The 15,119-nt window shown below is 67.2% G+C and carries 12 protein-coding genes; 11 read left to right on the top strand and 1 reads right to left on the bottom strand.

What is annotated here, in order from left to right; genetic code table 11:
* Nucleotides 1–84: 84 nt before the first annotated feature.
* The 10 genes from EJ903_RS21030 to EJ903_RS21075 all read left to right on the top strand — a co-directional run bounded on the left by EJ903_RS21030 (nucleotide 85) and on the right by EJ903_RS21075 (nucleotide 11,979).
* A complete protein-coding gene (locus EJ903_RS21030) occupies nucleotides 85–933 on the top strand; it encodes a hypothetical protein (protein WP_126619139.1) in 849 nt (282 codons plus the stop codon).
* Nucleotides 934–1,692, top strand: coding sequence for an SPOR domain-containing protein (locus EJ903_RS21035; protein ID WP_126619141.1), 759 nt, complete (start codon nucleotides 934–936; stop codon nucleotides 1,690–1,692).
* Between the two features lie 119 nt (nucleotides 1,693–1,811).
* Nucleotides 1,812–2,201 (top strand): response regulator, encoded by a 390-nt coding sequence (locus EJ903_RS21040; RefSeq protein WP_126619143.1) that lies wholly within the window; start codon nucleotides 1,812–1,814, stop codon nucleotides 2,199–2,201.
* Nucleotides 2,202–2,230: 29 nt separating this feature from the next.
* Nucleotides 2,231–3,895: a methyl-accepting chemotaxis protein gene (locus EJ903_RS21045; RefSeq protein ID WP_126619145.1), complete on the top strand. Its 1,665-nt coding sequence runs from the start codon at nucleotides 2,231–2,233 to the stop codon at nucleotides 3,893–3,895.
* Entirely contained in the window at nucleotides 3,892–4,335 is a 444-nt protein-coding gene (locus EJ903_RS21050; protein WP_126619147.1) for a response regulator, read from the top strand. Before EJ903_RS21045 ends, EJ903_RS21050 begins: the two co-directional genes overlap by 4 nt.
* Nucleotides 4,335–5,192 (top strand): CheR family methyltransferase, encoded by an 858-nt coding sequence (locus tag EJ903_RS21055; protein WP_126619149.1) that lies wholly within the window; start codon nucleotides 4,335–4,337, stop codon nucleotides 5,190–5,192. Before EJ903_RS21050 ends, EJ903_RS21055 begins: the two co-directional genes overlap by 1 nt.
* On the top strand, nucleotides 5,170–6,132 hold the full coding sequence (locus EJ903_RS21060) for a chemotaxis protein CheW (RefSeq protein ID WP_126619150.1): 963 nt from the start codon (nucleotides 5,170–5,172) through the stop codon (nucleotides 6,130–6,132). Before EJ903_RS21055 ends, EJ903_RS21060 begins: the two co-directional genes overlap by 23 nt.
* Nucleotides 6,132–7,343: a chemotaxis-specific protein-glutamate methyltransferase CheB gene (cheB, locus tag EJ903_RS21065; protein ID WP_158627966.1), complete on the top strand. Its 1,212-nt coding sequence runs from the start codon at nucleotides 6,132–6,134 to the stop codon at nucleotides 7,341–7,343. Before EJ903_RS21060 ends, cheB begins: the two co-directional genes overlap by 1 nt.
* Nucleotides 7,340–10,183, top strand: coding sequence for a chemotaxis protein CheA (locus tag EJ903_RS21070; RefSeq protein WP_126619154.1), 2,844 nt, complete (start codon nucleotides 7,340–7,342; stop codon nucleotides 10,181–10,183). Before cheB ends, EJ903_RS21070 begins: the two co-directional genes overlap by 4 nt.
* Nucleotides 10,168–11,979 carry a methyl-accepting chemotaxis protein gene (locus EJ903_RS21075; protein ID WP_126619156.1) on the top strand — a complete coding sequence of 604 codons (1,812 nt, stop codon included), beginning with the start codon at nucleotides 10,168–10,170 and terminating at the stop codon, nucleotides 11,977–11,979. Before EJ903_RS21070 ends, EJ903_RS21075 begins: the two co-directional genes overlap by 16 nt.
* A 75-nt stretch (nucleotides 11,980–12,054) precedes the next feature.
* Here EJ903_RS21075 and EJ903_RS21080 read toward each other — a convergent pair whose 3' ends face one another.
* On the bottom strand, nucleotides 12,055–13,287 hold the full coding sequence (locus EJ903_RS21080; protein ID WP_126619158.1) for a GNAT family N-acetyltransferase: 1,233 nt from the start codon (nucleotides 13,285–13,287) through the stop codon (nucleotides 12,055–12,057).
* Nucleotides 13,288–13,773: 486 nt separating this feature from the next.
* On the opposite strand from EJ903_RS21080, the gene EJ903_RS21085 reads away from it, so the two are divergent.
* Nucleotides 13,774–15,096 carry a ComEC/Rec2 family competence protein gene (locus tag EJ903_RS21085; protein ID WP_126619160.1) on the top strand — a complete coding sequence of 441 codons (1,323 nt, stop codon included), beginning with the start codon at nucleotides 13,774–13,776 and terminating at the stop codon, nucleotides 15,094–15,096.
* Nucleotides 15,097–15,119 lie beyond the last annotated feature (23 nt).

The raw sequence follows: 15,119 nt of genomic DNA on the forward strand, positions 1-15,119 counted from the left end.
GCCGAGTCAAACCTTGCCCCGTCACAGTTGCAGGGGCAGGTGGTTCCGCTATAGTGAGGCGAGGTTCCGTTCGCAGGATCGTCGATGTCCAAACCGCCGAAATCCGTTGCGCCGCCGCCCTGCCATTGGCCGAACCGTCCCACCGCTGGGGCGACAGGGGGCGGGTCGGTGGTTGGGCAGGCCAAGGCGGTGCGGTGGACGGCCCCACACCCGGCCACGCATCCGGCTCGTTCGCGCGCGGATTCGGTGCAGCCGATGACCACCTTCGCCGCTCGGCGCGTGGGCAAGAGCGAGCGGGCGAGCGCGGGGGATGAGCTGGTGCGCAGCCAGGGCGATGAGTTCCTGTTGAACAGCGCGGAGCGCAACGTCCGCACCCGGCCCAACGGGACCTACAATTTCGTCCGCGTCCAGGGCGACACCCGCAACGATCAGCGGACTTATGTGTCGGCCCGCAGCGGTCACGCGGGTCTGGCCGCCGGGCGTCCGGTTCTCTACGCCGGAACCATCCGTTTTGACAGCGGCAAGCTGGACTGGTGGAGCAACTATTCCGGCACCTACCAGCCGATGGCGGATTTCCGCCAGCAAGCACAACTTCCCGACAACCGCTTCGTTCCCTGGCAAACCTTGCAAATGGGGGGCATCGGTTTGCAGCGCGGCATGTTCCAGGATCGGCGCGACGCGACGGCACCACGAAAACCGGACACGCCAACCCGTGCCGCCAACGCACCGACCGTTGGGTCCCCGACTCCCGCCTGTCCGCCATCGGGCGCGGCAACCGCCGCCGCCCCACGTCCAATCGCTCCGGTCGGGAGCGGCGCGTCTTCCGCCGGACACGGGGCGGCGACCGCGCTGCCTGCATCCGTTCCGACCCAGCGACCCGCTGCGGCAAGTGTGTCGCCGCCCATGCCGCGCGCCGTCGCAAAGGCCTCGTGAATGCCGCCGCGCACCCCCTTGCCGCTGCTGATCGGGGCGGTGTTGCTGTTTGGTGTGCTGACCTTTCTGCTTGGCATGGTCGTCGGAGCCAATCTGGTGGCTGGACCAGAGCCGGTTCCGGCGGTGAAACCGGCCTTGGTCCCGCCGTCTCCGGTGACGCCGCCCGCCGTGCCGCCCCCCGCCCCCCCGCCCCCCACCCCCACGCCGCCCGCATCGGTGCCGCCCGCATCGACGCCATCGCCCGCCGCCGCACCGCTTCCGCCCGCCGCGCCTCCGGCGGCGGCGCAGGCATCCGCCGATGCGTCGCCCGCGCTCAAGCCGATGAAGGTCAAGGGTTTTGGCTTTGGCGACCCCCCGTCAGCCCCGCCCACCTCATCCTTGCGCGGTGCCTTGCTGGAGCAAGCCGCCAACGCGCCGCCGCCCGCTCTCCACCCGGTTCCCGCCGATCCCGGCCAAGCCGCCGCCGCGTCCACCGCCGCGCCTCCGGTCGTTCCGGTCGGGAAAGATGCCACGCCGCCGATGGTGTATTCCGTGGCGGTTGGGCGTTTTCTGACGGAGGCCCGGGCCGGAACCATGTCCAGTGCGGCGGCGGCCAAGGGCTTCAGCCCGCTGGTGGTGGTCGCCGATCCGCCCGACCCCACCGGCTGGCTGACGGTGACGCTGGGGCCGCAAGAGGATGCCGCACAGGCCAAACGTCTTGCCAAGGAGGCGCAGGCCCAGGGATTTGACACCTGGATGGTCAGTTGGCTGCCGCCGTGACCGCGCCGGTTTTTCCCGCAGGCTTTCCCTCTGGGGAGATGCTTCGCATTTTATTAAGATTTCCAGTGTTTTAGATTCGCTGCGCCGTCTCATCACTCTCCGCACCGAAAGGGCAAGCAATGCCTCGGGCCGATCAGCTCAAGATCATTTGCGTGGACGACCAGGAAAGCATGCTGCGCCTGCATCGTTACGCTTTTGCGCAGTTGGGGGTGCGCAACGTCACCGAATGCACGTCGGCGGTGTCGGCGATTGATGCGGTGTTGTCTTCGGAATTCGATCTGATGACGCTGGATTGGAACATGCCCGGCACCGACGGGCTGACCCTGTTCAAGATGCTGCGCGGCAACCCGAAAACCGCGAAGCTGCCGATCATCATGGTGACGGGGAATGCGGAGGAAAGCTCGGTCAAGACGGCGATTGCCGCCGGGGTCCGGCTGTTCCTGCGCAAGCCGGTGGCGGTGAAGGATCTGAAGGTGCGGGTTGAAGCGGCCCTTGGCAAGTTGACGTGAGATTGACCTGAAATCCTGGAGTCTGGGGGATGGCGATGAAAACGGCCCTGTCCGTGCCGCTGATTGGCAAGGTTCTGCTGATCCTGACCGTGCTGGCGGGGGTCGTGTTCGTCGGAATCGACCGGATCAACACGATCCAGCGCGAAAGCGAAAGCGAACTGATCGGGTTGATCGATCGCGACGCGGTGGGCATCGTCTGGATGGCGCGGTCGCGCGGAACGGCGATGAACGCCGTGCGGCTGACCTTCGAAACCTTGAGCGAATCGAGCGGCCTGCGCGCCCGCCAGACCTCCGGACGGTTGAAGGAGGAGGCCATCGCCTTCATCACCCAGATGGCGGAGGCCGAACGCAATCTGCCGACCCTCTCCCGCGATCTGAAGGTGGCGCGTGAGGCCTTTGATCGGCTGACGCAACGGATTGACACGCTGATTGCGGCCAAACTGGCGCTGCCGCAGGGCGCGCCGTCGGATTCCCTGCGCGATCCGATCCGCGCCGTCACCGCATCGGTCGAAGAGTTTGACGGTCTGATGACCCAATTGATCGAGCAGGCGCAGGAGCGGGCGCGCAACCAGGCCCGCATCACGTCGGCCCACGCCAACGACGCCAGCACCATGGTGGTGCGCATCGTTGGCCTGGCGCTCGCTGGGGCCTTCCTGTTCGCCTTTCTGCTGTTGCGTCTGACGGTGGTCCGCCCGCTGAACACCTTGATCGGCACGGCCAAGGCGCTGTTGGCGGGGCATTTGGACCGGCGGGTGCGCGGCCTGGACCGTCGGGACGAGATCGGCGACATCGCGCGCGCGGTTCAGCTTCTCAAGGACACCTTGCGCGGGGCCGATGAACTGGCCCACCGCACCCAATCCACCGCCGAACAGGTCGCCGCCGCAACCAGCCAGGCGGCGGCGGCGGTCGATCAGGTGTCGGGCGGGTCGCAACGGCAGATGCAGTCGGTGGAGACGATCACCCATTCGGTGTCGCGCACCACGGCGATCATCGGGACCATCGCGTCCGTCAGCCTGTCGGCCAAGCATTGCTCCCGTCAGGCGGCGACCCAGCTTGCCGGCGGGCTGACGCAGATCACGGCGATGACCGGCGCGGTGCAGGAAATCGCCGTGACCAGCGCGCGCATCAACGCCATCACCCAGAGCATCAGCGAACTCGCCACCCGCTCGAACATCCTGTCGCTCAACGCCGCCATCGAAGCGGCCCGCGCGGGCGAGCATGGGCGCGGTTTTTCCGTGGTGGCGGAGGAGGTCGGCAATCTGGCCCAGCAGACCGCCGATCTGGCCCAGGAAATCGCCCTGCTGGCCGCCGACAGCGGCGAGCGGATCCAGAACGGCGTCAGCATCGCCACGGATGTGAGCGGGGTGATGAACAGCGTCGCCGCCTCGATCAACGAGACGGACAGCCTGTCCGAGGACATCGCCAAATCGATGGAGGAGCAGGGGGCGGTTCTTCAGCAGATCGAGGCGAGCCTGCAGCGCCTGACCGAAACCGCCAACGCCAACGCCACCGCTTGCGAGGAGATCGCGGCGACGATGGTGGAACTGACCCGGCTTGCCGACAGCACGCGGCGGATGGCCGAATCGGGACGTCGGCGCAAGGCGGTCGAGGCTGTGCCGGATCCAGGGCCTGAATCGGCCGGTGCGGCGGCGGGTGACGCCACCGACGGCGATTCGGGCAAGGCCGCCGGATGACCGGGGGCATCGCGCCCTGTGTGCTGATCGTCGATGATTCGTCGATGATGCGCAGCCTGCTGTCCCGGCTGCTGGACAGCGACCGCGACGCCGACGGTGGCGCGCGTTGGCAGATCGTCGGCACGGCGCCGGACGGTCGGGCGGCGGTGGCGCAGGCCCGCGACCTTCGTCCGGACCTGTGCCTGCTGGATCTGGAAATGCCGGTCATGGGCGGGCTGGAGGCGTTGCCCGCCATCCGCGCGGTCAGCGACGCGGCGGTGGTGGTGGTGTCGTCCATTGCCGGCCCGGGGTCGGCGGAACGCCGCGCCTGCCTGATGGCCGGGGCGTCGGCGGTGGTTGCCAAACCGTCCGGTGCGGTCAGCGCCGATCTGGCCGAAGTCAGCGGGCGCGCCATTCTGGCGGCCATGCGGGCGGCGCTCGCCGTGCCCGGGGAGGGGTGATGGCCGGTCTGCCCCCACAGGATCCCCTTTCCTTTCCCGCGATGGGCGCGACCCACGCCGCTGGCGCGTCGGCGTTGGCGCTCGACACCTGCCGTTTGATCGGGGCGAATCCCAGCGGTCCGGTGGGCGCGCGCCTGATCGAAGCGTGCGATCATCTTCCGCCGGGGGCTGCGCTGGCCAGCGGGGCGGAGCGCGACGCGTTGGTCGCCCGTCTGATTGACGGGGCGACCAACCGCGAAACCTATTTCTTCCGCGACCGCCGCCAGTTGGGGCTGATGGCGTCCCTGCTGGGCGATTGGGCAACCGCCCATCCCGGCACCACGCTGGCCCTGTGGTCGGCAGGGTGCGCCACCGGGGAGGAGGCCTATTCGCTGGCCATCACCCTGCGCCGCCAGGGCCGGAACGTCAGCGTTCTGGGCACCGACATTTCCCGTTCGGCGCTGGCGGTGGCGCGGGAGGCGGTCTATCGCACCGGCCCAATGTCGCCCTGTCGGCAGGTGGGGATGGAGGATGACGCGGATCTGCCGCTGACCGGGGACGGTCGCCGTTGCGTTGCCGACCCGATCCGCGCGGTGGTGCGCTTTGCCGAACACAACATTTTGAAGACTCCGCCCGCACCGTTGTTCTTCGACGCGGTGGTGTGCCGCAACGTGCTGATCTACATGGACGACACAGCACGCCGGATGGCCTTCACCGCACTGGCGGCGGCGGTCCGTCCGGGTGGGCTGCTGCTGCTTGGGCCGGGCGACAGCGCTCCGCCCACCGACCCGCAGAGCTTTGGTTTTGCCCCTCTGTTCCGTGACGGAACCGGGCTGTTCGTCAAGGGGAGCGTCGATGACCGTCCGACCGGCCGCTGACCGGACCACCTCCCCGAACAACACCGCCGCCGCGCCGCCGGTCCTGGTGTTCGAACGGCGCGGGCAGACCTATTGTTGCCCAACCTCCGATGTGTTGGAGATCGTCGAGGATCCGGTGCTCGACCCGCCCGGCTACCCGACGCCGCTGGTCGTGGCGGTCTTGCTGCACAATGGCGGCTTCATTCCGGCGGTTGATCCGGCCAACCTGTTCGACCATCCCCCCGAACGGCGCGGCGATGTGGTGCTGCTGCATGGCCCGGCGGGCACGGTCGGGCTGTTGGCCGACCGTGTCCTGGGCTTTCGCCAGCCATCCGCGTTTGGCCCCGCCCCCTGGATCCCGTCCGGGCGGATGTGCCGGTCGGCGGCGGTGATCGACGGCATCGGGCGGGCCTTTGTGCTGGCCGCCGATGGTGTGGCCGATGTGCCGTCGGCCGCCACCGTGGTGGCGTCGGCCACCGTCGCCGTTCTGGGCGGGCGTCCTGGAAGCGGGGAGTCGGAGCGGGCGGAGGCCGACGACGGGCCGATGCACCTGATTTTCAGCGTGGGCGGGCGCGCTTATGCCGCCGGATACGCCGACGTCCACCGCATCCTGTACCGCCACCGTCTGTTTCGGGTGCCGGGTGCCTGGGGGCGCGTCCGTTGCGCGGTCGAGGTGATCGGCGCGGTCGTTCCGGTGCTGGATTTGGCCGAGCCGGATCCCTTGCCCGAACGGGCTGATTTCGTTGTGCTGTCCTCCTCGGTCGGCTTGTTGGCCTTGCGGGTGGACGCGATCCTGCGCCCGTTGCCCTTGCGCCGCGACCCGACGGAGCCGGAATGGTTCCCCGCCCCCGGCATCGCCGGGATCGGACGGCAGAGGGAACAGGCCTATTCCATCATCACCGGCGAGGCGCTGTTGCGGGATCTGGTCGGCGCGGACGCCAGGACGGGGGCGACTGCCTGATGCCAACACCGTCCGCCCCCTTGCGTGTCCTCATCATCGACGATTCCGCCTTCATGCGGGCATCGCTGCGCCACATCGTTGGCCACACACCCGGTTTTGTCGTGGTTGGGGAAGCCAACGACGGGCTGAGCGGGGTTGAGGCCATCCGCAACCTGCGTCCCGATGTCGTGACGCTTGATCTCGACATGCCCGGTCTGGATGGCATCGGCGTGTTGAAGCGGGTGCGCCCGTCGCCAGGGGCCGTGCCGGTGGTCATCATGGTCAGCGCCTTCACCACGCAGGGGGCCGCACTGACCTTGTCGGCGTTGAGCGCCGGTGCCATCGATTTCGTTCCCAAGGCGTCGGAGCATTTCAAAACCGATCTGGCCCAGGTCGGCGAACTGCTGCGCAGCAAGCTGGCGGTGGCCGCCGCCATCCTGACCGGGCGCGACCGCCCGCCCGCCCGCCCCCGTCCGGACGCCGAGGCTCCTTCTCCGCTGCCGCACACTCCTCCGGTGGTGGAGCCGACCCACACGGACGCGCCTGCTCCACTTTCCACAGCCGCCCCCGCCGCCGCTGCGCCCGCTGCACTCCCGCGCGTGGCGGCGCAGCATCACCGTGTGTCAACGCCGCCGCTGCGCGCCGTGACGATGACGGGAGCGCCCGATCTGGTGACGGTCGCGTCCTCCACCGGTGGGCCGCAAACCCTGCCGGAGTTCCTGCGCCCGCTCTGCCCCTGTCCCGCCCCCATTGTGATCGCCCAGCACATCCCGGCGGTGTTCAGCCGCAGTCTGGCGGATTCACTGGCCGCCACCCTGGGCGTGACGGTGGTGGAGGCGGAAGATGGCAAGGAGTTGGCCGCCCACACCGTCTATCTGCTGCCCGGTGGCCGCAACGCCGAGGTGTTCCGTCTGCGCCCCGGCGTTCTTGCCTTGCGGCTGCTCGACGGTGGCAACGCGGTGTACCGTCCCAACGCCGACATCCTGTTCCGCTCCGCCGCCTTGACCGCAAGGCGCCCGGTCGGGGTGATCCTCACCGGCATGGGCAGCGACGGTTGCGAGGGTGCCCGCGCGCTGGCCCAGCGCGGCGCGCCGGTTCTGGTGCAGGATCCGGCCAGCGCGGTGATCTGGGGGATGCCGCGTTCGGCCATCGACGCCGGGTTGGCGAGCGAGGTGGGCGAACCGGCGGCTCTGGGGCGGCGTCTGGCGCTGTTGGCGGGGAGGGAGGGATGAGCGGGCCGGATGATCCCATCGAGGAATTCTGGTCGCTGTTCGGGGCCGAACTCGACGAATACCTCGCCGCCATTGAAGGGATTCTGGCGGCCAGCCCGGTCGATCCGGCGCGGGTGGACGAGCTGTTCCGCGCCTTCCATTCGGTCAAGGGCGGGTCGGCGGCGCTGGCCCTGCGCTGCATCGAAACCGTCGCCCACGCGGCCGAAGACGTGCTGCATCTGGTGCGGGCCGGAAAGCGCGCGCTCGACACCGATCTGGTCAGCGCCCTGTTGGAGGCGGTGGACGAGATGCGCCGCCTGCAGGACACGGCGATGGCGACCCGCACCGACCAGCCGGTGAACGCCGCCATTGTCGCCCGGCTGAAAGACCATTTGACCGGCGGTGCGCCCGCTGCGTCTCCCGTTGCCCCGGCTGTGCCCGCCGCGCTGCCGATGGTGGAGCCGGTTGCCGTCCCGGCGGCGGAGCGTCCGTCGGCCCTGATCGTCGACCCGCCGGTGCTGGAGCGGATGCAGGACGCGGTTCTGGGCCTGATCGGGGCCATCGACGCCGAGGATCCGGGCGAAGCCGCTTTGGCGCTGGTCGAGGCCGCCGAACCCGCCGACCTGCACGGGGTGGTCGGGGCGGCATTCCGGCTGGCCGGTGGCGGGGCGGGCCGTTGGGGCTGGCTTGATCTGGTCCTGCGCCTGCGCGCGGTGGAAAGCGCCAGCGGGGAGAGCGTGGGGGCTTTTGCCCTGTCGGCGGCGCTGGAAACACTGTTCGCCGATCTGCTGTTGGAGCAGGCCGGTTCTCTGAAATCCACGCCGGAGGATCCCGCCGTCTGGCTGCACGCCGCCCGTCTGTTTGTCGGGCTGGAGGTGGACGCCGGGGCGGAACTGGCCGACCTGATCGCCGCCCGCCTGCTGCGTGGGGAACAGACGCCGGACGTCGATGAACTGGCCGACCTTTGTGCCCTGACCGGCATTGCCGCCAGCTCCGGCATGGAGATACCGCGCGACGAGATCACCGCCCTGCGCGACCGCTGGCTCGGGGCCGAAGGCGTGGTGGCGGAAGAGGCCCCGGTGGTTCCGTCCACCGAACACGCCCACGCCTGGCCCGCCGACACGCGGATGCGGATGGCGGTGGCCGAGGCCGACGGCAGCGCCCTGTTGCTGGTGCTGCTGGATCTGGAGCGTGACCCGGCGGTGGCCGAATCCGTCACCGAGGCGCTGCGGGCCGAACGCAGCCTGTACAACCGCTCGCGCCTCGACCTGCGCGGCGGGATGTTCGAGTATGTGGTCGCCGTGCGCGGCGACGCGGCGGTCTTCGCCCGGTCCCTGACCGATCTGGATCCGGGCCGCGCCTGCGTCCGCTCCATCCGCCGCACCGACGCCAACGCTGCGCCGGGTGCGGAGTTGGCCGACACAACCGCGCAACCCTTGCCCACACAGTCCCCGCCTGCGCAACCCTCTTCCACCCCCGCGCGGGAGGCTCAGGCGGCGGCGTCCGTCGCGCCGCCCGCCCCGTTGCCGCCCACCCTGTCGCCGCCCACCCTGTCGCCCGTTGCCGCCCCCGCAGGGGCGGGTGGCGGTGCGCCCCGCCCCGTCGACGCGATGGTGCGGGTGCCGAGTGCCGCCATCGACGGATTCATGGATTTGATCGGCGAACTCCGCCTTGGCCTGACCGCCCTGTCCCTGACGCTGGGGGAGGAGGGGACCCGCCCGACCAACCCGAAGGCGCGGGCCACCCACGACGGGATGCGGCGGCTCGACCGCGCGGTGCGGCAATTGTACGAAGGGGCGCTGGGCCTGCGCGTGGTTCCCATCGGCACGCTGTTTTCCCGGCTGCTGCGCCCGATCCGCGACACCGCCGTCCTGGTCGGCAAGGAGGTCGGCCTGACCACGGCGGGCGAGGATGTGCAGGTGGACAAGGCGATGATCGAAATGCTGGTCGATCCGCTGACCCACATCGTCCGCAACAGCGTCGATCACGGCATCGAATCGCCGGAGAGGCGGGCGGCGGCGGGCAAACCGGCGCAAGGCTCCATCCGCATCCGCGCCCGCCAGACCGCCAGCCTCGCCATCGTCGAGGTGGAGGACGACGGCGGCGGCATCGACGTTGCCCGCGTGCGCGACAAGGCGGTGTCGAAGGGGTTGATCGGCGCGGCCGATGCGGCGGCGCTGCCGGACGCGGAGGCGCTGAATCTCATCCTGCTGCCCGGCTTTTCCACCCGCGACGAGGTGACGGCGACCTCCGGGCGCGGGGTGGGCATGGACATCGTGCTGACCGCCATCAAGAAGCTGGGCGGCACGCTGGCCATCGACAGCCACCCCGGTCAAGGCACGCGGATGACCATCGAGTTTCCGGTCTCCGCCGCCATGCAACGGGTGCTGACCGCCGAGGTGGCCGGGCAGCTGGTGGCGATTCACGAACGGTCGGTGCGCGAGGTGGTGGACGTCACACCCGACCGGCTGCGCCGCATCGGGCGGCGGTTGAGCCTGTCGTTGCGCGGGCGTTTCCTGCCGGTGGTCGATCTCGGCGCGTTGCTGGGTCTGCGCCCGCCGTCACCGGACGATCCGACCACCCGGCGGACCGTGGTGGTGGTTGACGATGGCGACGCGCAGATCGGTTTGATGATCGACCGCATGGCGGTGCGGCGCGAGGTGTTCTTCAAGCGCCTGCACCCCTTGATCGAAGACAACACGCTGATCGCCGGGGCGGCGGTGATCGGGGCGGGCAGCGTGATGTTCGCGCTGGACACCCCGACCCTGTTCGCCCGCGCGGTGACTTGGCTGGACCCGAATCCCCACAGCAACCCCGACGGTCGCAGCGGCGACAAGGAGGACCCATGCTCCGCCGATTGAGCATCGCAACCCGCCTTGGTCTGGCCGCCTGCCTGTTCCTGATCCCCATCGGGTACGGCCTGTGGACGCAGAACGAAGCCAAGAGCGTCCAGATCGCCCAATCGCGCTGGGAGGTGGACGGGGCCAGCTATCTGCGCGGGATCGACGCGGTGCACGCCGCCATCGCCCGCGCCTTGGTTTTGCGTCAGCCGATGGACAGCGGCGGTTTGGCCCAAACGCTGGCGGAGTTGCGCGAGCGCTATGGTGGGCTGTTCGGAACCGATGACCTGTCGCTGGAATTGGAAGCGCTGGTGCGGGCCAAGGACCGCAGTCCGACCAAAATCGAAGCGCGACGGACGTTGCGCAAACTGACCCAGCAGGTGGCCAACCGGTCGGGCATTCCGCTGGATCCGGAAATGGCGTCCTTTTATCTCGGCGACATTTTCGTGCTGCGCCTGGCGGATCTGCGCGAGCTGTTGGTCGAGTTGCGTGGCGGCGACAGCCCCGGCGACGTCGGAAACAGCACCGGCGCGGCTCTGTTCAACGGGCGCATCGAAAGCCTGCTGCAGGAGATCGAGGAGGCGGTCAATTCGGCGACCGGTCCGCAGGGCTATCCGGCGATGACCGAGACGCTGAACGAGACCTTCCAGCCTTTTGGTCTGATGATGGGCCACACCATGACGATGCTGGACAATGGCGCGACCAACCCGGGGCTGCTGGCGGGGACCTTCGACGCCATCGACCATTTCGCCCGCGCCGCCAACGGCCAGTTCGTCGATCTTGTGGAGGCGCGGATCAACCGGCTGAACCGCGAGCGCCTGCGCAGCGCCACCATCGCCGGGGCCTTGTCGTTGCTGGCCTTCGCCGTGGTGGTGGCGATTGTCCGCATGGGGGTGATCGGGCCGCTGCGGCGGATGACCGACGCGCTGGGCCGACTGGCCGACGGCGATGTGACGGTGTCGGTTCCCGAGACGCGCTTTGACGACGAGGTGGCCGATCTGGGGCAGGCGATGCAGCGCTTCAAAAAGGCGCTGGAGGACACGCGGTCGCTGTCCGACACGGTGGTGCAGGCGACCTTGCAGGTGTCCGTCGCCACCGGGCAGGCCGCCGTCGCCATCGCCCAGGTGTCGGACGGTGCGCATGGGCAAATGGCGTCGGTGGAGCGGCTGCGCCGCTCCTTCCTGGAAACGCGGGAGGCGATGACGGCGGTGGCCGCCGTGTCGCGCACCGGACAGGAGCGCTCGCGTGATTCCGCCGACCGTTTGGCGGCGGGGCTGGCCGACGTCGGCGCGATGGCCGAGGCCGTGCGCGAGATCGCCGAGATGAGCAACGAGATCAACCGGGTGACGGTGGCGATCAGCAAGCTCGCCGCCCATTCGAACATCCTGTCGCTCAACGCGTCGATCGAGGCGTCGCGGGCGGGCGAGCATGGGCGCGGCTTTTCCGTGGTGGCCGGGGCGGTGGGCACGTTGGCGCAGCAGACCTTGGGGCTGGCGCAGGAGATCGCCGCCCTGGCCCGCCGCAGCCATGAACGGATCGCGCGCGGGCTGGAGGTGGCGGCGTCGGTTGGCGACCGGATGCAGGAGGTGTCGGCGACCATGGCCGAAACCGACCGCCTGTCGCAGACCATCGTGGACGAGGTGGAGCGCCAGCGCCAAAGCGTGGACGCCATTGAAGAGGCGCTGATGGAGCTGTCCCACATCTCCCACGCCAACGCGTCGGCCAGCGAGCAGATTGCGGCGACCATGCGCGGGTTGGCCGCCCTGACCGACGACACCCGCCGCCGTGCCGAGCAGGTGGTGCGCACCGAGGGGTGACGCGGTCGCCCCTTGCGAGCGCTCCGGTCATGGCGTTCGAGCGTGTCCCGCTCCAGACGGCCGGTGCGCCAGTCCTCAAGGGGGCTGGCTCATCGCTTGGCCGGTGACGGCAGCGGCAATCTCGTGGCGGAGCGGCTGATGGCGGAACGGCGCACGCGCCTGCTGGCTCAGAAGGACCGCCTCGATGTCTGGGCGCTGTTGGGCGATGTCCGCCGCAACGGCGGCGCGCAGGTTGGGATGCAGGAACCAGTGGCAGGCGTGGACCAGCTTGGGCAGGAAGCCGCGCGCCAGCTTGTGAGGCCCGCCATAACCGCCCTCGATCGCTGACAGGCCGCGCTGGATCGCCTGCTCCACCGTTCGATGGTAGCAGATCTCGAAATGGAGAAAGCGCGCCTCCCTCCGGCATCCCCAATTGCGCAGACTCATCCGCCCGTCGCCCGTCACCGACAGCAGCGCACCGACCGTCACGCCCTCCCGATCGGCGAAGGTCAGCGTCGCCAGATCGCCCAATCCGGCGCACAGCCGCAGCAGGTAGTCGGCGGTCAAGGGTTGTGGTGTTGCCCGCCGCCGGTGCAGATCGTTCAGCAGATCAAGGAAAAGCGCCACATCGGTTTCTTTCACCCGATCGCCGGGCACGTCGCGGACCGTCACCCCGCTGTCGCGCACGGCGCGGCGCTCACGCCGCAACGTGATGCGTCTGCGGCTGGACAGGCAACCGAGGAACTCATCGAAATCGCGATAACCGGTGTTGCGCCACTCGTATTGAATTGTCTGCCGGGTCAACCATCCGGCGGCTTCGAAGCGGGCGCGGTCATCGTTGTCGGGAAAGGCTGCGTGAATGGAGGACAGGCCATAGCGTCGGGCCAGCGTCTCCATCCCGCGCACCAAAACCTGCGCCGTGCCGGGCGGCGCGTCGGGGTGAAGCAGGAGGCGCCGCCCCGTCACCGGCGCAAAGGGAACGGTGGTCAGCAGCTTGGGATAATACCGCCCGCCCGCCGCCTGATAACCAGCGGCCCAATTCTGATCCGCCCAATGGTCGTGGTCTGAATTGTGGCGCAGATAGAGGGGAACCGCCCCCACCAACCGCCCGTTTGGATCCCGCGCGGTCAGATGCGTCGCCTGCCAGCCGTTGGCCGGTCCCGCCAGTCCGCTCTCCTCCGCCGCGCGCAAAGCGGCGTGCCGGAGGAGCGGCCCCTGACCCGCCGCGCAGGCGTTCCATGCCTCCGCATCCAGCGCGCCGATGTCGGGCACGACGGCGAGGGACAGGGGGAGAGGCGGAGGTGGCCCGGCTGGATTGGTGTCAGGCATGCTGCGTTCCGCAAAAAAGAGCAGGGCCTTGCGTTACAGCTTTGCCGTGCGTTTCAACTGGGCCTTGCGATTCAAGGGGCATCGCCAAGCCGTTGCGGGTCCGGGTGGGCAGACTTCCCAGCAAGGTCGATCCGTGGCGCAGTTTACCCCACCCATCCGCTTTGCGGGGAGCCAACTGCGCATGATCGGGGACCGGGGTTTTGGTTGCGGAACGTCCACTTCGCCCCCTGCGGTGTCCGCGCTGCCTTGGCGGCGTCGGGAATGCTCGCAAACCGAGATGGGAAATCAGAAATGTTGATCTTTGTGTATCAAAGCGCGCATGGCTATATTTTTATTGACGATGATAAAGTGCGTTACGCATCGTATTGGTTGATGAATGCGGGCGATAAGGCGGAAAGCCCGGAATCGCGAGAATCGCTTGATTGAGCGTGTCTGGGCCGGTGGTCCCAACCATAACCCTGTTCCATGCACCCGTGCGGAGGCGATATGCCCTGGAGTCTGGAAATTTGTCACATTGGCCTGCTCGGAACGGGTGACGCAACGCTGATTGTGGCCACCTTTCAGGATGGTGATGAAGAGGTGCTGAAGCGGAGCAGCGTGCTGATTGATGGCGGGCGCTCCGAGGCCACCGGAATGGTGGAAGAGGTCTTGGCGGTGTATGGGATCAATGATGACGCTCCGTTGGGGGCCGTCGCGGTCACGCATTATGACGCGGATCATTTCAACGGCGTGAGGGATCTGATCAGACCGCCCCAAAAGAGACGGCGCACAGACATGTACCGTGATGTGCGTGTCTATGATCGGGGACGAACTCAGAACGTCACTGTGCCGGCGCAGGGGACTACATCAAGGAGTGCATCAATAATTGCGAATTTTAGAAATCCTGCGACAAAAAACGAATCAATAATTCACCCATACTCTTATATGATAAAAGACAATTGCGAACGTAATCTTGTTACAAGAGATGTTCTATCAAGTGTGAATCAGCTGCGAATAACCACCAATGCGCGTTTCCCGTTCGATGATCCAAGAGTGACAAACGCCGGAATCCGCCCTCCATACTGGCTGATTGGACAGGAAATTCTGTGGAATGGTGAGAATTTGGCGGATTTCCATCCAGACCATGCCCCGCGTTTAACATGCGTTTCTGCGAATACATATTATCGAACGGTGAATGGTGGGGTTGATGTTGTCCGTTCCGGGGGGCTGTCACGTGAGCGCAACGAAAACATCAACAGTCTGGGCTTTTTGCTGACCTTCGGAAATTTCCGTTATTTTGTTGGAGGCGATATGGAAAGCGCGCAAGAGGATGCGCTGCTTCCTTACTTCAGATCTTTGCGGAATGGGAATGGGCCTCTGCTTCACGCGATGAAAGCCAGCCACCATGGGAGCAATTTGTCCTCTTCCCCAAATTTTCTGAAAACCGTCAAACCAAACGTGGTGATTTTCAGTTGTGGGCAAAACAATCAATTCCCTCATCCTGAAGAGCGGGTGATCTCTTCATTGCATCAATACACGCCGGAAACGAAATATTACAACACTGGGGAGAATTGGAGGATCGATTCAGAGTTTGGAATTCCGAACATATCCGGAGTATATCCTCGCAATAAAGACGGATCATTGATCATTGATCATCAAGTAAATTATCATTCTCATGTGAAAATTTTTATTGAACAACCTGACAATGATACGCCGCCACAGGAATTTAGTGTGAATTTTTATTGTCCAGAGGCTGGACCAAATCTCAATCATGACGCAAATCATGATTACGTTCCAGCGAGACTCAGGGCTGATTATTTCACCATTTGATCTTTCCATTGACCCTTGCTCCG

It is taken from the genome of Azospirillum griseum, assembly GCF_003966125.1.
GTDB lineage: Bacteria > Pseudomonadota > Alphaproteobacteria > Azospirillales > Azospirillaceae > Azospirillum > Azospirillum griseum.

Bases quoted from the DNA above. Each gene is read 5' to 3' on its own strand.
- EJ903_RS21055 (WP_126619149.1), top strand. From the start codon at position 4,335: ATGGCCGGTCTGCCCCCACAGGATCCCCTTTCCTTTCCCGCGATGGGC.
- EJ903_RS21060 (WP_126619150.1), top strand. From the start codon at position 5,170: ATGACCGTCCGACCGGCCGCTGACCGGACCACCTCCCCGAACAACACC.
- EJ903_RS21030 (WP_126619139.1), top strand. From the start codon at position 85: ATGTCCAAACCGCCGAAATCCGTTGCGCCGCCGCCCTGCCATTGGCCG.
- EJ903_RS21085 (WP_126619160.1), top strand. From the start codon at position 13,774: ATGCCCTGGAGTCTGGAAATTTGTCACATTGGCCTGCTCGGAACGGGT.
- EJ903_RS21045 (WP_126619145.1), top strand. From the start codon at position 2,231: ATGGCGATGAAAACGGCCCTGTCCGTGCCGCTGATTGGCAAGGTTCTG.
- EJ903_RS21050 (WP_126619147.1), top strand. From the start codon at position 3,892: ATGACCGGGGGCATCGCGCCCTGTGTGCTGATCGTCGATGATTCGTCG.
- EJ903_RS21040 (WP_126619143.1), top strand. From the start codon at position 1,812: ATGCCTCGGGCCGATCAGCTCAAGATCATTTGCGTGGACGACCAGGAA.
- cheB (WP_158627966.1), top strand. From the start codon at position 6,132: ATGCCAACACCGTCCGCCCCCTTGCGTGTCCTCATCATCGACGATTCC.
- EJ903_RS21035 (WP_126619141.1), top strand. From the start codon at position 934: ATGCCGCCGCGCACCCCCTTGCCGCTGCTGATCGGGGCGGTGTTGCTG.
- EJ903_RS21075 (WP_126619156.1), top strand. From the start codon at position 10,168: ATGCTCCGCCGATTGAGCATCGCAACCCGCCTTGGTCTGGCCGCCTGC.
- EJ903_RS21080 (WP_126619158.1), bottom strand. From the start codon at position 13,287: ATGCCTGACACCAATCCAGCCGGGCCACCTCCGCCTCTCCCCCTGTCC.
- EJ903_RS21070 (WP_126619154.1), top strand. From the start codon at position 7,340: ATGAGCGGGCCGGATGATCCCATCGAGGAATTCTGGTCGCTGTTCGGG.